The organism is Microlunatus soli (genome assembly GCF_900105385.1).
GTDB classification, from domain to species: Bacteria; Actinomycetota; Actinomycetes; order Propionibacteriales; family Propionibacteriaceae; genus Microlunatus; species Microlunatus soli.
This window is the reverse complement of sequence record NZ_LT629772.1, coordinates 4,147,838-4,168,637: the sequence shown is the minus strand read 5'-3', so window position 1 is coordinate 4,168,637 and position 20,800 is coordinate 4,147,838. Positions and strand designations below refer to the sequence as shown.

Genomic DNA, 20,800 nt, shown 5'->3' with positions numbered 1-20,800 from the left:
TCGAAGGGCACAGCATGAGCTCACCCGAGATCGATCAGGAACGGCCTCCCGTCGTCCTCGAACTCGATGACGTCAGCGTCGACTTCGGTGGCCTGCGGGCGGTCGACCGGGTCAGTCTGAGCATTCGCCAGGGCGACATCTATGCGCTGGCCGGCGAGTCCGGCTGTGGCAAGTCGACGCTGGCCTATGCGCTGCTGGGGATGGTGCCGCCACCGGGGAAGGTGTCGACCGGTGAGGTCAGATTCAAGGATCGCAGTCTGACCAGCATGTCGCGCAGCGAGTTGAACCGAATGCGAGCGGCCGACGTCTCGATGGTGTTCCAGGCGGCGATGAACGCCTTCAACCCGGTGGTCACGATCGGCAAGCAGGTCGAGCATGTGCTGGATGCGCACCCGGGTGTCTATCGGACCAGGCAGGAGGGGCGGAACTACTTCGACGAGCTGATCCGGCTCGTCCGGCTGGATCCGGAGGTGATCTGGAACGGCTATGAGAGCCGGTTCTCCGGCGGCATGAAACAGCGGGTGGCCATCGCGCTGGCGCTGCTGCTGAAGCCGTCGGTGCTGTTACTGGACGAGCCCACCACCGCACTGGACATCCTGAGCCAACGGCTGGTGATCGACATCCTGCGTGACCTGCACGAACGACTCGGGGTGACGATCATCTTCATCACTCATGATCTTGCGCTGGTCGCCGAACTCGCCGATCGGGTGGCGGTGATGTACGCCGGCAAACTGGTCGAGGCCGGCACGCTCGACGAGATCTTCTACGACCACCGTCGACATCCCTATGTCAACGCGCTGATCCGCGCGGTGCCCAGTGTGAACGGGGACACCGAGCTGATCAAACCGATCCCCGGGCGGGTGCCGAGTCTGGCCGAGATGCCGGTCGGCTGTCGGTTCGCCCTGCGGTGCCCGCTGGCCGAGGAGCGCTGCCGAGAGGTCGACCCGCCGTTGTTGTCCGATCCCAACGGGCACGGGATCGCCTGTCACGTGGTCAACGATCAGGCCGACCACGATCTTGACGCTGCCGTGGAGGTGCCGCGATGAGTCTGTTGCAGGTAAGAAATCTGACCCAGTACTACCCGAACAGCACCGCGCCGCTGCCGGCGCTGGACGATGTCAGCCTCGAGGTGGCGAAGGACTCGGTGGTCGCCGTGGTCGGCGAGTCCGGCTGCGGCAAGACCACCCTGGGTCGGATCGCCAGCGGTCTGCTGAAACCGACCGAGGGTGAGGTGATCTTCGACGACCAGCAGGTCTGGAAGCTGCCCCGATCGGCGTGGAACGGCTACCGCCGCCGGGTCCAGATCATCCAGCAGGATCCGTACGCTTCGCTGAACCCGGGGCTGACGCTGATGGAGTCGCTGCGCCCCGGTCTGCTGCGGCACAAGATCGTGCCACGACGGCAGGTGACCGAGGAGGCGCTGCGGCTGCTGGCGTTGGTCGGGCTGGACGACGACGAGGCGTTTCTGCGTCGGTTCCCGCATCAGCTGTCCGGCGGCCAACGGCAGCGGTTCGCCATCGCCCGTGCGGTCAGTCTGCGACCGGACCTGATCGTCGCCGACGAGCCGACCAGCATGCTGGACGTGTCGGTCCGGGTGGCCATCCTCGATCTGTTGTTGGCCTTGCAGGCCGAGGAGGGCTTGGCCTACGTCTTCATCAGTCACGACTTCGGCGTCGTCCGCTATTTCACCCGTGGCGGCCGGATCGTGGTGATGTTCTTCGGACAGGTGGTCGAGGAGGGGCCTGCCGAGCAGATCATCGGCCGACCGCGGCATCCGTACAGCTTTCAGTTGCTGGAGGCGATCCCGGTCCCCGACCCACGGACCGTCCGAGCGCGTGCCCGTCAGATCGACGAGGCCGATCTGGAGGATCGGGTCGATCAGCCACCATCGCTCACCGGGTGCATCTTCGCCAATCGCTGCCCGTTTGCCGATGACGCCTGCCGCAGCACCCGCCCGCCGCTGATCGAGGTCGCGCCGGGTCACCGTGCGGCATGTCTGTATCCCGAACGCGTCCCGGATCTGCCCGATGCCGTACGGACGGTGGTCGAGCCGGGCGCCGCGGATGTCGAGATCGACGAAGGACTGGCAACGGCGCACAATCGATGATCGACTTCGGATGGCGGCCCCGGCGGTTGACCGGCTTCACACAAGGGATCGCTCCCTGGCAGCACCCCATGATTGCTCCTCGCTCGATCGTCCACGCCCTGCGGTGATCGGCGTCGGGCGCGAACAACGTCGCAGCAGTGGCCCATCCCAGGCCCGATACCCGGGAGCAGACTCAAGAAATAGATGCAACACCTGATCCAGAGGAAGGTGTTGCATATGGCGGCGAGGTTCATGCCGACCGAGGAGTTCTGGGCTGCGTTGCGATCGGGCGCTTCGATCCTGGTCGCGTCCCGCGCGGTCGGGGTGTCGCCGGTGTGTGGTTATCGATGGCTGGCCGACGCAGGTGGTTGGGCAGGCCTGGGGCTGCCGGCCCCGGGGCATGGCCGTCTGGAGGCTTCGGTATCAGCGCGGTTGCGGCCGCTGTTTTGGGCCGAGCTCCGCAAGGGTGCGGGCGTCCGGGCTGCAGCCGCCGCGGCGGGCGTGTCTGATGTCACCGGCTATCGCTGGTTCCAGCAGGCTGGCGGTGTGCGTCCACCGACGGTGAATCCCGAGGTCGAGGCCCAGATCACGCCCGGCCATGGCATGGTGACCTTCACCGAGCGGTGTCGGGTCGAGGACCTGTTGAACCTTCACTACAAACCGAGCCGGATCGCTGACCTGTTGGGGAGACCGCGGTCCACGATCACCCGTGAGATCGCCCGCGGCACCGACCAGGTCGATGGATCCTATCGGGCCCGCATCGGCCAATCGAAGGTCGAGCAGCGCCGGCACCGGGCCGGCGCCCGGCCCCGGCTGGTGCCTGGCACTCGCTTGTTCGACGAAGTCGTGGAACGGTTGGTTGCCAAACACAGTCCGGAGCAGATCTCGCAGCGGCTGCGGCTGGACTTTCCCGCCGACCCGGAGATGCGTGTGTCCCACGAGACGATCTACCAGGCCCTCTACGTTCGCCCCAAGGGCGAGCTGGCACGAGAGGTCGAGCAACGGTTGGGCGAGGCCAAAGCACTACGCACCGGCCGCGTCCAACGCCGACACCAGGGGCGGCAATTGCGGCCAAAGTTGAAAGACATGTCCTCGATCCACGACCGCCCGGCCGAGGCCGACGATCGGCTGATGCCCGGCCACTGGGAAGGCGACCTGATCATCGGCGCCCACGGCAAGTCCGCAATCGGCACCCTGGTCGAGCGCACCACCCGATTCGTACTGTTGCTACACCTGCCCGACGACCACACCGCCCAGACCGTGGCCAAGGCGATGACGGCCAAGATCACCGAACTACCCGAACAGCTCAAACGGTCCTTGACCTGGGACCAGGGCAGCGAGATGGCCCTCCACACCAAGATCACCGCCGAGACCGGGATTCCGGTCTACTTCTGCGATCCACACTCACCCTGGCAACGTGGCACCAACGAGAACACCAACGGGCTCCTGCGGCAGTACTTCCCCAAAGGCGCCGACCTGTCCTTCTACGGGCCCGGGCTCCTCGACCAGGTCGCCGCCGAACTCAACACCCGACCCCGCAAAACACTGGAGTGGGCCACCCCAGCCGAAGCACTCCAACGACTACTCTCAAACGACGACGACCAATCTGTTGCATCGACAGCTTGAATCCGCCGGGCGGCCAGGTCCGCTGCTGCTGCAAAGTTTGCGCCGCCAACCCCGAACGCTGGCCTCGATCGTCGATATCACCACCGGTGACACCGATCAGTTGCTGCGGATCGCCGGCCATCTGGACCCGGACCACCCGATCGGTGCGGTCGACGAGCTAGGCGATCGGATGCGGAGTGGCGGATTGAAGTGTCGCCCGTGTCCCGAATAGGTACCGTGGCATGCAATGGCGTCCATGGTTTGATCACTCAGTGAGCATCGTCATGACCACTCCTTCGATCTCCGAGTTGGAGAATGTTCTTCAGACCTTGACTGCTTGGCAGCACGATGGCGCTCCCCTGCAACTGCACCCGGGTGACTTCGGCTGGTATTCCATGCGGGGCCTGCCTGCGACAGCCGCCGCGACCCGGACCTGGGTACGCAACGGAAAGATCGTCGCGCTCGGTCTCCTGGACGGCCCTGACCTACTTCGCATGGCCTTCGACCCCGGACCTGCGCGACGATGACGATCTCGCGCGACAGATCCTCACCGATCTGAACACACCCGAACGCGGCCTGCTCGCCGCCGGGGAAGCGACCATCGAAGCCCGTGGCGCGCAGCAATTGCGGCGCGTCCTCCTGCAACACGGATGGCAGGACTCAGACACGTGGACACCATTTAGCCGAAGTCTCCGCGATCCGCCAGAGCATGTCGGCGTGCGGGTGGACGAGATGGGCGCCGACCGAGCCGAGGATTGGGTGGCCGTCCATTCGTCAGCCTTCCGCGGCACCCAGCTCACCGAACCGGACCGCAGCAGGCTCGTCCAGAAGTGGCTCACAATGGTGACCGGGCCGGTCTACTCCCGAGGGTGCAGCCTCGCCGCATTCGATGAGCAAGGGGTCACCGTCGCGGTCACCACAGTATGGTCAGCCGGTCCGCATCGGCCGGGCCTGATAGAACCCATGGGCGTCCACCGGGACCATCGCGGACAGGGCTACGGCAGAGCCATCACCCTGGCGGCAGCTGCCGCGCTTCATCGCATGGGCTCCTCAAGCGCGATCGTCTGCGCTGAGAGTTCCAACGCCGGCGCCTTAGCCACCTACGCGTCCGCAGGATTTGAGGCTGGCAAACCAGTACCAGACCTCTGCCGCAACGCCTGATCCAGTCGACCGCCAGACAACCCGGCGGCCGCCCGGTGATCGCCCCGGATTCGGCAGGACCCCAAGATCACGACCAGACGTCGGTGTCGCAGAGGATCCTGCACCGGGCAGTCTGGATTGGCGGCAAGAATCTCTCCGGACGTTCCAGCGGGAACGTCGCTGTTTACCGCCGTCAGATCGGGTCGCGGCAAGCTACTCGAGCTTGGAGTTGTCAATGCCCGGTCCTGACAACCCGATCCTCGAGTAACTCTGGCATCCCACCGTGAATCAAGTTGCCCGAGCAGAATGCTGTGATCCTGGTCGTTCGGCAACAACCCTCTCGGGCAAGTTCACCGGAACAGACAGCCCGGACGGACCTCGCCCGGTCAGGTACCTCCTACGGCTAAGAGGCCCGTCCCTCGTCCGCTGTGCGAGGTGGGAGGGTCCATGGGCGACCGCGCCGCTTGTCAGCGGCGCCGTAGAACTGGACAGTTTCGGCGTTTGAAGAGTGGCCCGTTCGGAGCGCGGACGACACGACCCAAGCCCTGCCGCGCAGTGAGTCGCCCTCGTCGATCGAACAGGGCTCGCCCAGGTACGCCGGGGACGATCTGTCAAGCTCCGGCCGATCTCGACAGCGGACCGCGAACCGGTCGTCTGGCACCGCGGAAAGTCTGCCTCAGACGATCACGGTCTGCCGCAGTTTCGGCGCCTGGACAGGGAAGTACTGCATGCCCCGGATCAGGCTGCCGGGCCGCCGCCGGCGATCCCCTGCGAGTTGCAGATCGGGGAACTCGGTGGCGATGGTGCGCAGCGCGATCCCTGCCTCCAACCGGGCCAGGGCTGCGCCGAGGCAGTAGTGGATGCCACCGGAGAAGGACAGATGATCATCGGCATTGTCCCGGCCGATGTCGAACCGGTCCGGCTCGGTGAACACCCGCGGGTCACGATTGGCGCCGCCGATGGCGGTCAGGATCCACTCCCCCGCCTTGACCGGGCGACCGGCGAGCTCGGTGTCGGTGGTGGCCAGCCGACCGGTCCGCTGGACCGGGGAGTCGTAGCGCAGCCCTTCCTCGATCGCCTTGTCCGCAAGGTCAGGATCATCGGTCAGCAGCTGCCACTGGTCGGGGTTGGACAGCAACGCCAGCACCGTGTTGCCGATCAGGTTGACCGTCGTCTCGAAGCCGGCGATCAGCAGCAACGTGCACAACGGGACGAGCTCGTCGGGCCGGACCGGGCTGTCCTCGGCGACGATCCGACCGATCACGTCATCGCTCGGTTCCCGACGGCGCAGCTCGAAGACCTCGGTGAAGATCTCGGCCAACCGCTTCCTGGTGGCAGCCAGCCGGCGGGCGTGGGACAGCGACTGGATGCCGCCGAGCGCACTGCCGAACTCCTGCCCGTGATGGGCGAATTCTTCGGCATTGGCATCGGGGATCCCGAGCAGCTCGGTGATCACCGCGATCGGCAACGGAGCTGCCACCTCGGACACCAGATCGAAGGGCCGGTCCCGCGGCACCTTCTTGATCAACTGGGCCAGCACCTGCTCGATCTGCGGCGTGAACCGGGTCACTCGCTTGGCGGTGAAGTCCGGCGCCACGAGCCGGCGGAGCCTGGTGTGGTCGGGCGGATTCATGTCCAGCAGGGAGAGTTGATGATCATCGTTGTTGTCCTCGGCGGCGACGAAGTCCCGGGATCGCAACACCTGGTTGCAGACCTCGTGATCGACGGTGATCAGATTGCCCAGCGGTGTGGTCGACACCCGGCCACGGGCTCTGACCTGCTCATACAGCGGGTACGGATCCTGCCGTCCCGGCTCCAGGTGCAGCAGGGCGGACGGATCTCGTCGGAGGTAGCCGTGCCAGCCGAGTTTGAGCCGGACCCCGTACAACTCCTTGATGAACGCCAGTTGTTGCCGCCCGATCGCCATCGATTCGCCCTCTCCGTTCGCCGTGCCACCTCGGGAACCAGCTTGGCACGGGCCGTACGGAGTTCAACGGACAGATGTCACGGATATCTCCCTGATTGCCGGACCAGCCCAACGTCAGACCAGTGGGCGGCTCACCGGCAGCGTCGAATCTGCGCCGAAGTCCAGCGACGACGGCGGCAGGTCACGGTCCACCACTTCGGCACCGAGGACGGCGATCATCGCGCCGTTGTCGGTACACAGCGCGGGCTTCGGCCGGCGCAGCGTGATGCCGCGCTCGGCGGTCCGGTGCTCCAGCAACGCACGCAGCCGACCGTTGGCGGCGACCCCGCCACCGATCAGCAGATCGGTCGCCCCGAGGGCGTCACAGGCGTCGACGGCCTTGGCGCTGAGCACATCACAGACCGCCTCCTGGAAACTGGCGGCGACATCGGCCAGCGGGATGTCCTGACCGTCCCGCCGGCGGAGCTCGACCCAGCGCGCCACCGCGGTCTTCAGCCCGGAGAAGGAGAAGTCGAAGCGGTGCGCGACCAGGTCGTGCCGGGCGGTCAGACCGCGCGGGAAGCGGATCGCGGTCGGGTCGCCGGCCGGTTCGGAGTCCGTGCCGCGCGCGATCCGGTCGATCACCGGCCCGCCCGGATAGGGCAGGCCGAGCAGCCGAGCGACCTTGTCGTAGGCCTCGCCCGCCGCATCGTCGATGGTGCTGCCGATCTCGGTGATCGAGGAGGCGACGTCGTCGACCCGGAGCAATGAGGTGTGGCCGCCGGACACCAGCAGCGCGACCGCCGGCTGCGGCAGCGGTCCGTGGTCGAGGAGGTCGACCGCGACGTGTCCGGCGAGGTGGTTGACGCCGTAGAGCGGTTTGCCGGTGGCCAGCGCGAGGGCCTTGGCTGCGGCGATCCCGACCACCAGTGCGCCTATCAATCCCGGTCCGGCGGTGACGGCGATCGCGTCGATCTCGGCAAGATCGACATCGGCCGTGGCCAGTGCCCGTTCCAATGTCGGCACGATCGCCTCCAGGTGGGCCCGGCTGGCGACCTCGGGGACCACGCCGCCGAAGCGGACGTGTTCCTCCACACTGGAGGCCACCTCGTTGGCCAGCAGTTGATGGCCACGGACGATGCCGATGCCGGTCTCGTCGCAGGAGGACTCGATGCCCAGGATCAGCGGTCCACTCACATTCATGCCTGGTTCGTCCTTGCCTTCCTCGCACCCGTGTCGGCCTTCATCACCTGCGCGTCGCGACCGGGCCCGTAGTAATCGGAGCGAACGGTCACCGCGGTGAATCCGAGCTCGCGATAGAGGGTGACGGCCGGTTCATTGTCGGTCCGCACTTCCAAGATCATCTCGGTGACGCGACGGAGCCGCGCTTGCACCAGCGCTGTCATGATCAACGAACGACCGACCCCGCGTCGGCGGGCCGACGGCGCAACGACGATCCGATCAAGATCAACGGTGTCACCGCCGTAGCGCAACGCGATCACGCCGATCAAGGCACCGGACGCGTCCTTGGCCCCGAGCACCTCACACGGGTCGTCGAACTCGGACTCCCAACTGTTCCGGCTCCACTGTTCACCGACCTCGAAACCGGTCTCCTCCAACGCCATCACCGCATCCACCACCGCGGAGCTGTCGGACGGCAGTTGCGCGACGGCGTAACCACCCTCTGACAACGTCATGGGTGGGGTCATGGCAGGACCTTGGGGAGCACCGATTTGCGCGGGCCGGGTGGCGTCGCGTCGGGGCTGCGGAGGTAGAGCGGTTCGATGCCCGCGTCGGGTAGGCGCGTCCCGGCCGATGCCAGCACTCCGGCGTCGAGTCGGGTCGGCGCACCGTCGGCGATCGGCAGCTCGGGGTAGCTGCTGCCGGCCGGACCACCGAGCGGCAGGTCCGGCAGATCGGCCGGCGACCCGACCGACGGGCCGGCGATGCGGACACCGTCGGCGCCGTACTGGGCCCAGTAGACCTCGCGACGGCGGGCGTCGGTCGCAATCAGGAACTCACCGGTCGGCGGTTGCTCCGCAGCCAGCCACTGGGCGGCCAGTCCGTCCAGGCTGCAGACACCGCGGACCTCGACCCCGAGGGCCGCGCCGAGGGTGCGTGCGGTGGCGATACCGACCCGCAAACCGGTGTACGGACCGGGCCCCAGACCGACGATGATCTTGGTCAGCGCGCTGAGCGACACCCCGGCCCCGGCGGCCGTTTCAGCGATCAGCGGCGCCAGCTGTTCGACGTGCCGGCGCGGGTCGTCGAAGGTGCGTGAGGCCAGCACGTCGGCGCCGTCGGACAGTCCGACCTGGACCAGGGTCGCCGTGTCCAGACCGAGGATCAGCTGCTCAGCCATGGGCTGCCACTCCTCGTTGTTGATCAACACGGGAGGTGTCATCGTCGCTGTCCGCGGCCGCACCGACGAGCGCGTCAAGATCATCGTCGGACCATCGCTCGCCGCTGGACGAGAGCAACACCGTACGGGTCTCGTCCTCCGGGTCGGCGCCGCGCAGCACGAGCACCTGCAGTCGTTCGGCACTCAGCTGTTCGGCGATCCCCTCGCCCCACTCGACGACGGTGACCGACCGGTCGAGAGACTCGTCGAGGTCGAGATCGAGCAGTTCGTCGGGTGTGGAGAGCCGGTAGGCGTCGACATGCACCAGATCGGGATGCCCGTCGGCGCCGGGATGGATCCGGGACAGGACGAAGGTCGGCGAGATGATCTGCCCGGTGGCACCCAGCCCGCTGCCGATGCCCTGGGTCAGGGTGGTCTTGCCTGCGCCGAGATCACCGGAGGCGATGATCACGTCACCGGCCCGGGACCGGGCTGCGATCCGCCGCCCGAGCTCGTGCATGGCGTCGGGGGTCGGGACCAGCAGCCGACGGGGCAGCTCCCGACCCAGCACGACACCGTGCGGCGCCTGCCGAACGATGGCGAAGCCGCGGTGCTGCCAGTAGCCGATCAGCTCGGGAAACTCACCGCGAGCAAAGAGCTCCAGCCGGCGGCAGCCCAATTCGGTGGCCAGCAGTTGGCATTCGGCGACCATGGTCGAGGCGATTCCGTGTCGCTGGAAGTCGGGGTGCACCGAGACCCGGCGCAGGATGCCGGTGCCGGATTCCGACGGCTCGATGATGATCACTCCCGCCGGTCGGTCGTCGACGGTCGCGTAGACACCGGTGCCGGCGGCCAGTGCCTCGGTGACCGTCTCCGGCGTCTCCGCGTCGGCGGTGGACGGCGGGTCGAGCGGTGGCCGCGCGCCGAAAGCGGCATGGATCACCTCCACCATGCCGGCGGCGTGCTGCGCGCCGGCACGGTGGTAGGTCACAACAGGTTCTGCTTCGGTCATCGCCCGTTATCGTAGGTGGCCCGCTGCCGGTCGCCGCCGGACTTCCGCCGGTCGAAACCGTCACCGCCGCGGCGGCCGTCCCGGGCGCCGGGGCCGCGACCCTCCGGGCCCCGTCCACCGTGCCGGTTCCAGCCACGTCCCTTGCCGCCGAAGCCGCCCTGACGACCTCCCTGACCGCGACCACCCTGACCGCGACCACCCGGGCCCCGCTTGGGTTGACGCGGCGCGATCACCTTGGCGTACTCGCGCTCGCTGATCGGCTCGGTGTTGGTCGGCAGCGATCCGGTCGCCTCGGCCAACGCCTCGTCGCCGGGGCGGGCATCCAGCTGGACAGCGGTGACGCCGGCGTCCTGCGCCAGCCGCCGGATCTGCCGCCGCTGGTTGGGCAGCACCAGGGTGACCACGACGCCGGCCTGACCGGCCCGCGCGGTCCGCCCGGAGCGGTGCAGATAGGTCTTCGGATCGGTCGGCGGATCCACCTGGAGCACCAGCCCGACCTCGTCGACGTGGATGCCGCGGGCGGCGACGTCGGTGGCGACCAGGACCGGCAAGGTACCGGTCTTGAACGCCTCCAACGTACGGGTCCGGGCCCCCTGCGGCAGGCCGCCGTGCAGGGCCCCGGCCATCACGCCGGCCTCGCGGAGCTGTTCGGCGACCCGGTCGGCGCCGAGCTGGGTGCGGACGAAGATCACGGTCCGGCCGTCGCGATTGGCGATCTCGGCGGTGATCGTCCGCTTGTCCGACGGTGCGATCGGCAACAGGTAGTGGGTCATCGTGTCGACCGAGGCCTGGGCGGTGTCCACCTGATGGGTGCTCGGATCGTGCAGGTACTGCTGGACGACCCGGTCCACGCCACGATCCAGGGTCGCGGAGAACAGCATCCGCTGCCCGGTCGACGGCACCGCGTCCAGCAGAGTGGTGACGTCAGGCAGGAAGCCCAGATCGGCCATATGGTCGGCCTCGTCCAGCACGGTGATCTCGACGAAGTCCAGCAGCAGATCGCCGCGCTCCATCAGGTCGATCAGCCGGCCGGGGGTGCCGATGACGATGTCGACGCCGTTGTCCAGGGCCTTCAGCTGCGGCACGTAGGACATCCCGCCGGCCACCAGCATCGTCCGCAGTCCGACGGCACGAGCCAGCGGGGCCAGCACGTCGGAGACCTGGGTGGCCAGCTCGCGGGTCGGCAGCAGGATCAGTCCGCGCGGTTCCCGGCGACGCTTGCCTGCGGTGAGCCGGGTGAGCATCGGCAGACCAAAACCCAAGGTCTTGCCCGAGCCCGTCCGGCCACGGCCGAGGACATCGCGTCCGGACACCGCGTCCGGGATGGAGGCTGCCTGGATCGGGAACGGTGTCAGGATGCCGTCGGCGGCGAGCCGGTCGACCAGTTCGGTGGCCACGCCGAGATCGGCGAAGCCGACGTTGACGTCCGGGGTCTCCAGCGCGGCCGGAGCAGCCTGCTCGGTCCGGTCGGCCCGGACATCGAGGGAGATGTCGCGCTGGGCGACATCACGGTCATCGCGGCGGTTCGGCCGGCGGTCACCGGAACGGTCCCGTTGCGCGGGCCGATCCTCGTCCCACCGGCGGCCGCGCGACTCTGCACCGCGGCCACCCTGCGGGCGGTCGGAGCGATCGTTGTTCGACCGGTCGAACCGGTCGGCACGCGGCCGGTCGTACCGGTCACCGCGCGGGCGGTCGGAGCGGCCGTTGCTCGGGCGCTCGAACCGGTCGCCGCGCGGACGGTCGGAGCGGCCGCTGCCGGAGCGGTCGAAGCGATCGTTGCGCGGGCGGTCGTCGCCACGGTTGTAGCCCCGGCTGTCGCCACGGTTGTCGCCACGGTCGTTGCCACGGTTGAAACCGCGGTCGTCGGACCGGTTGAAGCCGCGGTCGTCGGACCGGTTGAAGCCCCGGTCGAAGCCGCGATCATCGCTGCGCCGGTCGTTGCGCCGGTCATCGCTCCGGCGACCATCGCGGCGGTCATCGGTACGGGTCATGCGGCCCTCGAAGCCGCGCTCACGGGACGACGTGTTGCGATCGAACGTGTCGTCCACGCCACCGCGGCGACGCGGCTTACGGCCCTTGGCGGCCCGCTCGGCCGCGGTCCAGCGCCGCTTGCTCGAGTTGGGATCGGAACGCTGATGGCGCTTGGTCTTCTTGCCCGCCGACGACGCGGCGGATCCTGCTGAAGGCATGAGTCTCTCTTCTGCGCCGGTAGCTGACCGGCGATCGGGCGCACGCGCCCGGGTGAGGCTCCGAGGCCTCGGAATGGACGCACGCTTCATTGGGTTCGCGGCGACCGTCCGGACGCAAGGGCGCCACAACTCGAAGTCGATCGAGTGGACAGGTGGAAGCAAAACGGGCAACCGGCTGATCGCCGACCCGGGCCGCCCACGGCAGCCGCGTTGGGTTCCATGGTACGCGTCGGCGGCGTTCCTGCCCAATCGGGCCCGGTTCGGCTATCCCGGCGCCCGCTTCAGATCGCCCGGTCGATCAGTTCGTCCAGCGCCCGGTCGACCCGTTGATGGTGCTCGATCATCGCCATGTGGCCGCACGGATCCAGGACCAATCGGGCCGCGTCGGGCAGCTCGTCCAGGATCGCCTCGGTGTGCCGGAACGGGAGCACCAGATCCTGCTTGCCGCCGATCACCGTGGTGGGAACGGTGTTGATCACTTTCAGACCGTCCACCTCGTCCAGGTCGGCGAACGCCGGATAGAAGTCGGCGATCACGTCCAACGGCGTGACCGACAGCATCTCGCCGAGAAACTTGACGTAGGACGGCGGTACCGGGGACGGGTAGGACATCTCCCGAGTGATCAGATAGGCCAGGTCCGATCCGGCCTTCCGGGTCTGCTCGACCGCGGTCGGGATCCGGTTCAGGACCGCCATTGCCGGTTCGGCGAGCCGACTGGCGACCCGGCCGGGGAATCCTCGGACCGGGTGCCGGTCGAGCAGGTCGTCTGCGGAGGTGCAGACCAGCCCGACGCCGATGATCGGGCCGACCCCGTCCACCGTTCGGTCAGTACTGCCCGGCCGGTACCGGCCGAACCATTCCGGATGCTGCCGGGCCAGTTCCATGATCGTCATGCCACCCATCGAGTGGCCGATCAGGATCACCGGCCCCGATCCGGCGACCTCCTGCAGGATCTGAGCCAGATCGGTGGCCAGCTGCGGGATCCGGCACAGCTTGGCCGCCGATCGGTCCGACCGACCGTGCGATCGCTGGTCGTAGAAGATCATCCGATAGCGATCGCGGAAGTGTTTGCGCTGGAAATGCCAGCAGTCGAGGCTCAGCGCGTAGCCGTGCACGAAGACGAGAGTCGGCCGCTGCCCCTCGACCGGCTCGGCGGTCCGCGTCGGCGAGTTGGGCTCGGATCGGAGTTCGTCGACCTCGACGTGCAGCCGAACACCGTCCAGGGTCTCCACCGTCGGGCCGCTGGAGCGGAGGCTGAAGAACGGTTCGGAGCCGGCCTCGGCCAACTGCGGGCGGAGACGGCGGCCGACCAGTTCGCGCTCCAGCTTGAAACCGGCGGCGATCCCGCCGAGCGCCAATGCGGCAACGCCGGCGACCAGTCCGATCCCCTCGCCTCTGCCCACGTTCGCCACTCCCCTGCCCCTCAGCGATATTCCCGCGGCACCCGGACACCGATCCGGGTGACGATCTCATATCCGATGGTGCCGCAGACGTCCGCCCAGTCCTCGGCGGTCGGCCCGCGATCACGGCCGGAGAAGATGATCACCTCGTCGCCCATCGCTTCGGTGGCGCCGGGGCCGAGGTCGACCACGAACTGGTCCATGCACACCCGGCCACGGATCGGAGCCCGCCGGCCACCGACCTGCACCTCGGCTCGATTGCTGGCAGCTACCGGGATGCCGTCACCGTAGCCCAGCGGGACCAGGCCGACCACGGTGTCGGTGTCCGCGGTCCAGGTGTGACCGTAGGAGACGCCTTCCCCGGCCGCGATCGGTTTCACCGCCGCCAGCTGCGCGCGCAGCGTCATCACCGGTTCAAGATCAACTCCGACACCGGCAGCCAGACCGGGCGCGGGTTCGATGCCGTAGCAGGCGATCCCCAACCGGACCAGGTCGTAGTGGGTGTCCGGCAGGGTGAGGCCGGCCGCGGAGTTGGCCAGGTGCCTGACCTCCGGGGACAGTCCGAACTCCTCTGCCGAGGTCAGCGCCGCGCTGAACGCTTCCTGCTGGCGGGCGATCGACGGGTGGCCGGGTTCGTCGGCAGCCGCGAAATGCGACCAGATCCCGGCAATCCGCACCGCACCCGCCTGCTCCGCCTCGGCCGCGATCGCGCACAGCTCGGGCCAGCGGTCCGCCGCCGCACCGTTGCGGGACAGCCCGGTGTCGATCTTGAGATGGACCCGGGCGGTCCGCTCCACCGCACCGGCCGCCGCGGTGATCATGGAGATCTGTTCGGCCGAATGGGCGGCGATGTCGATGTCGGCGGCGACCACCGGTTCCAGATCCTCGTCCGGGCCGTAGAGCCAGCACAGCAGTCGACCCTGATCGCCGGATTCGCGAAGCTGCAGGGCCTCGGTCGGTGTTGCGGCGCCGAGCCAGTCTGCGCCGGCCTGTCGGGCGGCACGGGAACAGTTGATCATGCCGTGCCCGTAGCCGTCGGCCTTCACCACCACCATCACCGGCGTGCTGCCGACATGCTCGCGCAGTCGGGTGAGATTCCGACTGAACGCACCAAGATCAACAACGGCCGAGGCCGTCTGCGGTGCGATCCCGACGGCCCCCGGACCGGGGAAGATCGATTCGTCGATCATGATCGGCTTCCTTCCCGATCGGCCGCGCCGGCGGCCCGTTGTCCGAGTCGTCCGAGGACAGTGGCCGCGTGTTCGGCCAGCCGATGCGGCGGCACCGGTCCGGGGAACTCCGCGGCGGTCACCGCCTGCAGTGACGCGCCGAGCGCTCCTGCCCGGGCTGCCGGGACACCGGCCGCCAACAGAGTCGCGCAGATACCGGCCAACACATCACCCGACCCTGCCTGCGCGGTCCACGCCGGCCCCGGTACGGCGATCAGCACCGAGCGCCGTCCCGGGCGGGCGACGACCTGGGTCGCGCCCTTGAGCAGCACGGTGGCATGGGTCCGGTCCGCGCCACGATGTGCGGCGCCGACCGGGTCGCTCTCGACCTCGCCCCGGTCGCAGCCGAGCAGTCGGGCCAGCTCACCGGCATGCGGCGTGATCAACCACTCCGGGGAGAGTCCGCCGGCCGGCAACCGTTGCAGGCCGTCGGCGTCCACCACGGCAGGCAGGCCGGTCTCCAAGCCGTGCGCGATCACGTCGGCGCCGTCGGGCCGATCACCCCAGCCGGAGCCGTACAGCATCGCCTGCACCCGGCCGTCGCCGTAGACGATGTTGGGCAGCGCGCCGGTCAGCACCCGTCGGGATTCCTCGGCTCCGTGGAAGCGCACCATCCCGGCGCCGGCATACACCGCGCCGTGGGCGGCCAGGATGCCCGCGCCGGGATAGCTGTCCGAACCGGCGTCGATACCGACCACACCACGGGTGTACTTGCTGCTGGTCACGCCCGGGTAGGGCCAATCCCGCGCAAGATCATCTTCGTCCAGCGCGCTGATCCGGGTCAGCCGATCGTCATGGCCGAAACCAAGATCGACATCGACGACCCGACCGCACCGGCTGCGCGCCGGCTCGATCAGCTGGCAGGGTTTGGCGGCGCCGAAGCTGACCGTGACTGCGGCCGTCACCGCGGCGCCGGGAACGGCACCGGTGTCGGCGTCGACCCCGGACGGTAGATCGACCGCGACGATCGGCACCCGCAGGTCGTTCAGCCGGTCCAGCACGGCGGCGACCCGATCGGGAAGCCCGGGCCGCCCGCCAATGCCGAGGACGCCGTCGACGGCGAGATCGCAGCCCTGTGGGACGGTCTCGGCCTGCTCGTCCACCGCCAAGGGTTCGAGGATCCGGCCACCGGCCCGGCGCAATGCCGCGAGTCCCGCCGGATGCGGCGTACCGAGCACCGGCAGCGCACGGACCGCGACCCCTCGTCGTGCCAGCAGCGCCCCGGCGAAGAGCGCGTCGCCGCCGTTGTTGCCGCCGCCGATCAGCAGCAGGACCCTGGCACCGTAGACAGCTCCGCGGCGTTCGACGAGTTCGCCGGCGACGACGGCGGCGAGCGCGCCGGCGGCGGCCTGCATCAGATCGTGCCGCGGGTCGGCGGCGATCGCCGCCTCTTCCAGGCGTCGGATGTCGTGCACCGGATAGGCCGTCTGCATCGTCGTCGCCTCGCTCCTCCCACCGGTGCCGGTCGTCGATCCGCTGCGAGCCGTTCAGTCCTCGCAGATCACAAAAGCCGAGGCTATCCCGGCATCATGGCTCAGTGAGACGTGGATCCGTGCGACACCCAGCGCCGCGGCCCGATCGGCGACCGTGCCGGTGATCCGCAGCGACGGTTTGCCGACCTCGTCGGTCTCGATCTCGGCGTCCAGCCAGGACAGTCCGCTCGGCGCGCCCAGCGCCTTGGCCAGGGCCTCCTTGGCCGCGAACCGGGCAGCCAGCGATGCCGTCGGCCGCTCCGCCTCACGGCTGGTGAACAGCCGCTTGACCAGACCGGGCCGTCGCTGGATGGTCAGGGCGAACCGGGACACATCGCAGACGTCGATGCCGACCCCGATGATCATGGTCGGCGGCTCATTCCACTGTGACCGACTTGGCCAGATTGCGCGGCTGATCCACGTCGTGACCCTTCTTGGTCGCCAGCTCGCAGGCGAACAGTTGCAGCGGAATGGTGGCCACCAGCGGCTGCAACAAGGTGGACACCTTGGGCAGTCGGATCCAGACGTCGGCCAGCGACTCGATCTCGGTGTCGTCGTCCTCGGCCAGCACCACGGTCAGGGCGCCCCGGGCCCGGATCTCGGCGATGTTGGACACCACCTTGTCGTGCAGCATGTCGCGGCCCTGCGGCGGCACCACGACGAAGACCGGCAGCCGGTCCTGGATCAGCGCGATCGGGCCGTGCTTGAGCTCACCGGCGGCGAAGCCCTCGGCGTGGATGTAGGCCAGCTCCTTGAGCTTCAGCGCACCCTCCAGCGCCACCGGGTAGCCGACATGCCGGCCGAGGAAGAGCACCGACGGCGCGTCGGCGAAGTCGGCGGCCAACTTGAGCACCGGGTCGGCATTCTCCAGCACCCGTTCCAGGGTCTGCGGCATCTGCTCCAGCTCGCCCATCAGCCTGCCGATCTCGTCGCCGAACAGGGTGCCGCGGACCTGGGCCAGATAGAGCCCCAGCAGGTAGCAGGCCACCAGCTGGGTGGTGAAGCCCTTGGTCGAGGCGACCCCGATCTCGGGTCCGGCGTGGGTGTAGATCACCGCATCGGATTCCCGCGGGATCGTCGAACCGTTGGTGTTGCAGATGGCGAGCACCTTGGCGCCCTGTTCGCTGGCGTGCCGGATCGCCATCAGTGAGTCGGCGGTCTCGCCGGACTGACTGATGCAGACCACCAGCGTGTTCGAGGTGACGATCGGATCCCGGTAGCGGAACTCGTGCGCCAGTTCGACCTCGCAGGCGATCCGGGTCCAGTGCTCGATCGCATACTTGGCGACCAGCCCGGCGTAGGAGGCCGTGCCGCAGGCGACGATGATGATCTTGTCGATCCGGCGCAGGTCGGCCTTGGAGATCCGCAGCTCGTCCAGGGTCAGCGATCCGTCGGCGTCGTAGCGTCCGAGCAGGGTGTCGCCGACGGCCTTCGGCTGTTCGTAGATCTCCTTGCGCATGAACCAGTCGAAGCCGTCCTTCTGGGCGGCCGACAGATCCCAGTCCACGTGGTACGGATGCACCTGGGCCGGTGCGCCGTCGAAACCGGTCACCGTGACCGAGTCGGCGCGGATCTCGACCACTTGGTCCTGGCCCAGCTCGATCGCGTCCCGGGTGTGGTCGATGAAGGCGGCAACATCGGAGGCCAGATAGTTCTCACCCTTGCCGACCCCCACCACCAGCGGGGAGTTGCGGCGAGCGCCGACCACCAGCTCCGGATCGTCCCGCTCGACCGCGACCAGGGTGAAGGCGCCGTCCAGCCGGTTGCACACCGTACGCATCGCGTCGGCCAGCCCGGCACCGCCGGCCAGTTGCTGTGCCAGCAGGTGCGCGACCACTTCGGTGTCGGTGTCGGAAGCCAGCGCGATGCCAGCCGCTGTGAGCTCGGCGCGGAGCACCGCGAAATTCTCGATGATGCCGTTGTGCACCACGGCGACCCGACCGTCGAAGGACAGGTGCGGGTGGGCGTTGCTGTCGTTCGGTACGCCATGGGTCGCCCACCGGGTGTGTCCGATGCCGATGCCGTCGAACGGCAACGGGGACTCGGCCAACTGCTGGCCGAGGTTACCGAGCTTGCCGGCCTTCTTCGCCGACGCGATCGTCCGGTCGGTGACCACCGCCACACCGGCGGAGTCATAACCGCGGTACTCCAGCCGCTTCAGCCCGGCCATGATGATCTCTGCGGCTCGACCCGCACCCACGTATCCGACGATCCCGCACATGCGAGGCAGGATAACCGTTCGCGACCGCCGTTCCTGACGGCCGACGCCGCTTGATGCCGAACCGATGGAGGGGTAGAAACTTGCACCGCAACGGCATCGGTGAGGCGGGATTTCGCAGCGGGGCCGCTGATGATCCGACAGCGCTGGGGTCGGGGCAGGTTGCGGCGCGGCCCGCCGCAGCGGCGATAATCGAGCGCGTGCCGAATCACCACGACACCGAGACCGCGAGTCCGTACGTCGAACGCAGCCGCGCAGACTGGGCCGAACTGGCCAGTTCGACGCCGCTGACGCTGACCGCCGACACGCTGGCGTCGCTGCGTGGCATGCAGGATCCGACCAGCCTGGACGACGTCCGGGACGTGTACCTGCCGCTGACCCGACTGCTGGCCGAATACGTCCGGCACACCGGTGACCTGCATCAGGCCAGCAACGACTTCCTGCGGCTGTCGGTGGGCCGGACACCGTTCGTGATCGGTGTGGCCGGCTCGGTCGCGGTCGGCAAGTCGACCACGGCCCGGCTGCTGCAGGCGCTGCTGGCCGGCTGGCCGGAACATCCGCGGGTGGAGCTGGTCACCACCGACGGTTTCCTGTTTCCCAATGCCGAACTGCAGCGTCGCGGGATCATGGAACGCAAGGGGTTCCCGGAGTCCTACGACCGGCGGGCGTTGCTGCGCTTCGTGATGGACCTGAAGTCGGGCAAGGACGACGTCAGTGCACCGGTCTACGACCATCTGAGCTACGACATCGTGCCGGACCGGCGGATCGTCGTCCGGCGGCCGGACATCCTGATCATCGAGGGCCTGAACGTGCTGCAGCCTGCCCGGCCGCGGCCGGACGGCACCACCGGGCTGGCGTTGAGCGACTTCTTCGACTTCTCGGTCTACATCGATGCCCGGACCGAGGCGATCCGGCAGTGGTACGTGCAGCGTTTCCTGGAACTGCGCCGGACGGCGTTTCGTGATCCGCGGTCCTACTTCACCCGGTTCGCGGCGCTCAGCGACGACGAAGCGGTCCGGACCGCGGAGTCGATCTGGGACTCGATCAACGGCCCGAATCTGGTCACCAACGTGCTGCCGACCAGGGGACGGGCGACCGCGGTGTTGCGGAAGGGCGATCACCATCGCGTCGACTGGGTACGGATCCGCAAGCTCTGATCCGGTCGCCCGGCCGGAGCGCTATCGGACCGAGCCGCCCTCGGGCGGTTCGTGCAGCCGGCGGACCAGATCCTGGACGCAATCGGCGGCCCGTTCCCAGGCCTCGGCGGGTTGTTCCTCGGCGAAGATGCCTTCGATCTCGCGGGCCCGATCGGTCGCCGCCTGGTAACCGAACGTACCGGCCGACCCGGCCAGCTGATGGGCGACCTCGGCAGCGACCAGCCGGCCGTCATGGGTCAGCTCGCCCTGCTCGGCGGCCTTCACCCAGCCGGCGAGTTCCTCGGCCCGGCCCAGATTGCGTTCGCGGGCCCGGTCCATGATGTCGGCGACCCGGCCCCCCGCGTCGTCGGTGCCGAGCAGACCATGCGCCGCCGTCGGGGAAGGTTCGGCGTCTTCCGACCGCGCGGGGCGATCCGGATGCGCCGAATGGCCTGGCCACAGCGGTTTCACACCCAGCGGCGACGTCTCCACCGGGTCGGAGTCGATCGGGTCGCCGGGCGACGGCGCCACCGGCCCGGTGCCGGGTTTGAAGTCGTTCACGCCGCCCACCCCAGGATGCTGGAGATCCGCTCCGGCAGCGTGATCGGGTCGAACGGCTTGCCGATCACGCCGGCGACACCGAGTCCGGCCAGTTGCTGGTCGTCGCGGCGCTGGGAGAGTTTTGCCGACAGCAGGATCACCGGCACGGTCCCGCCGGTTGCTGCCTGTCGGATCTTGCTGAGTGTTGTCGGTCCATCCATCCCCGGCATCATCATGTCCAGCAGGATCGCGTCCGGCTGCCGGTCGCGGACCTGCTCCAATGCCTCGGCGCCGCTGGCGGCCAATTGCACGTCCCAGCCGCCAACGACCTCGAGGGTCAGTTGGATCACTTCACGGATTGAGGCGTCATCATCGACGAGCAGCACGTGTTTTTGCGTCATGCTTCCACCGCCGCATCTTGTTTCCCGGTTCCGACCCGAGCAAAGTGCCCGTCGCATCCCGTAGCAGTGTCACCTCCCGGCGGCCTGCCACAGCGGACAGAACCGAGACCTCCTACGCGAGCAGC

At 68.5% G+C, this 20,800-nt stretch carries 18 protein-coding genes; 5 read left to right on the top strand and 13 right to left on the bottom strand.

Annotated elements, in window-relative coordinates; all coding sequences use genetic code 11:
- Nucleotides 1–14: 14 nt before the first annotated feature.
- The 4 genes from BLU38_RS19085 (at nucleotide 15) to BLU38_RS19065 (ending at nucleotide 4,852) form a co-directional block, all read left to right on the top strand.
- Nucleotides 15–1,046, top strand: a complete 1,032-nt coding sequence (locus BLU38_RS19085) for an ABC transporter ATP-binding protein (protein WP_172836182.1) — start codon at nucleotides 15–17, stop codon at nucleotides 1,044–1,046.
- Nucleotides 1,043–2,107 carry an ABC transporter ATP-binding protein gene (locus BLU38_RS19080; protein ID WP_091527040.1) on the top strand — a complete coding sequence of 355 codons (1,065 nt, stop codon included), beginning with the start codon at nucleotides 1,043–1,045 and terminating at the stop codon, nucleotides 2,105–2,107. Before BLU38_RS19085 ends, BLU38_RS19080 begins: the two co-directional genes overlap by 4 nt.
- Nucleotides 2,108–2,323: 216 nt before the next feature.
- On the top strand, nucleotides 2,324–3,712 hold the full coding sequence (locus BLU38_RS19075) for an IS30 family transposase (RefSeq protein ID WP_091518609.1): 1,389 nt from the start codon (nucleotides 2,324–2,326) through the stop codon (nucleotides 3,710–3,712).
- A 354-nt stretch (nucleotides 3,713–4,066) separates the two neighbouring features.
- Nucleotides 4,067–4,852, top strand: a complete 786-nt coding sequence (locus BLU38_RS19065; RefSeq protein WP_197679779.1) for a GNAT family N-acetyltransferase — start codon at nucleotides 4,067–4,069, stop codon at nucleotides 4,850–4,852.
- A 655-nt stretch (nucleotides 4,853–5,507) separates the two neighbouring features.
- Here BLU38_RS19065 and BLU38_RS19060 read toward each other — a convergent pair.
- From BLU38_RS19060 to glmS, 11 genes are all read right to left on the bottom strand, one after another.
- A complete protein-coding gene (locus tag BLU38_RS19060; RefSeq protein WP_091527038.1) occupies nucleotides 5,508–6,758 on the bottom strand; it encodes a cytochrome P450 in 1,251 nt (416 codons plus the stop codon).
- 114 nt (nucleotides 6,759–6,872) lie between these two features.
- Complete coding sequence (gene tsaD, locus BLU38_RS19055) at nucleotides 6,873–7,934, bottom strand: tRNA (adenosine(37)-N6)-threonylcarbamoyltransferase complex transferase subunit TsaD (protein WP_091532771.1); 1,062 nt, start codon at nucleotides 7,932–7,934, stop codon at nucleotides 6,873–6,875.
- Nucleotides 7,935–7,936: 2 nt separating this feature from the next.
- Nucleotides 7,937–8,434: a GNAT family N-acetyltransferase gene (locus BLU38_RS19050; RefSeq protein ID WP_172836181.1), complete on the bottom strand. Its 498-nt coding sequence runs from the start codon at nucleotides 8,432–8,434 to the stop codon at nucleotides 7,937–7,939.
- 8 nt (nucleotides 8,435–8,442) lie between these two features.
- Nucleotides 8,443–9,099 (bottom strand): tRNA (adenosine(37)-N6)-threonylcarbamoyltransferase complex dimerization subunit type 1 TsaB, encoded by a 657-nt coding sequence (tsaB, locus tag BLU38_RS19045; RefSeq protein ID WP_091527036.1) that lies wholly within the window; start codon nucleotides 9,097–9,099, stop codon nucleotides 8,443–8,445.
- Entirely contained in the window at nucleotides 9,092–10,090 is a 999-nt protein-coding gene (gene tsaE, locus BLU38_RS19040; RefSeq protein WP_091527035.1) for a tRNA (adenosine(37)-N6)-threonylcarbamoyltransferase complex ATPase subunit type 1 TsaE, read from the bottom strand. Before tsaE ends, tsaB begins: the two co-directional genes overlap by 8 nt.
- A complete protein-coding gene (locus BLU38_RS19035) occupies nucleotides 10,087–12,279 on the bottom strand; it encodes a DEAD/DEAH box helicase (RefSeq protein WP_091527034.1) in 2,193 nt (730 codons plus the stop codon). Before BLU38_RS19035 ends, tsaE begins: the two co-directional genes overlap by 4 nt.
- 281 nt (nucleotides 12,280–12,560) lie before the next feature.
- A complete protein-coding gene (locus tag BLU38_RS19030) occupies nucleotides 12,561–13,682 on the bottom strand; it encodes an alpha/beta fold hydrolase (RefSeq protein WP_157683557.1) in 1,122 nt (373 codons plus the stop codon).
- Nucleotides 13,683–13,702: 20 nt separating this feature from the next.
- On the bottom strand, nucleotides 13,703–14,869 hold the full coding sequence (gene alr, locus BLU38_RS19025; protein WP_091527032.1) for an alanine racemase: 1,167 nt from the start codon (nucleotides 14,867–14,869) through the stop codon (nucleotides 13,703–13,705).
- The gene (locus tag BLU38_RS19020) at nucleotides 14,866–16,341 is read right to left on the bottom strand and encodes an NAD(P)H-hydrate epimerase (RefSeq protein ID WP_091527031.1); all 1,476 of its coding nucleotides are present in this window, start codon (nucleotides 16,339–16,341) and stop codon (nucleotides 14,866–14,868) included. The genes alr and BLU38_RS19020 overlap by 4 nt, the downstream gene beginning before the upstream one ends.
- A gap of 54 nt (nucleotides 16,342–16,395) precedes the next feature.
- The gene (locus BLU38_RS19015; protein WP_091527030.1) at nucleotides 16,396–16,746 is read right to left on the bottom strand and encodes a holo-ACP synthase; all 351 of its coding nucleotides are present in this window, start codon (nucleotides 16,744–16,746) and stop codon (nucleotides 16,396–16,398) included.
- A gap of 10 nt (nucleotides 16,747–16,756) precedes the next feature.
- Entirely contained in the window at nucleotides 16,757–18,601 is a 1,845-nt protein-coding gene (glmS, locus tag BLU38_RS19010) for a glutamine--fructose-6-phosphate transaminase (isomerizing) (RefSeq protein WP_091527029.1), read from the bottom strand.
- 197 nt (nucleotides 18,602–18,798) lie between these two features.
- Here glmS and coaA point away from each other — a divergent pair, with 197 nt between their 5' ends.
- Nucleotides 18,799–19,755: a type I pantothenate kinase gene (gene coaA, locus BLU38_RS19005; protein WP_231919930.1), complete on the top strand. Its 957-nt coding sequence runs from the start codon at nucleotides 18,799–18,801 to the stop codon at nucleotides 19,753–19,755.
- A 21-nt stretch (nucleotides 19,756–19,776) separates the two neighbouring features.
- On the opposite strand, the gene BLU38_RS19000 is transcribed toward coaA, so the two are convergent.
- A complete protein-coding gene (locus tag BLU38_RS19000) occupies nucleotides 19,777–20,295 on the bottom strand; it encodes an Hpt domain-containing protein (RefSeq protein WP_157683556.1) in 519 nt (172 codons plus the stop codon).
- Nucleotides 20,292–20,675: a response regulator gene (locus BLU38_RS18995; protein WP_091527026.1), complete on the bottom strand. Its 384-nt coding sequence runs from the start codon at nucleotides 20,673–20,675 to the stop codon at nucleotides 20,292–20,294. The genes BLU38_RS19000 and BLU38_RS18995 overlap by 4 nt, the downstream gene beginning before the upstream one ends.
- Between the last annotated feature and the right edge of the window lie 125 nt (nucleotides 20,676–20,800).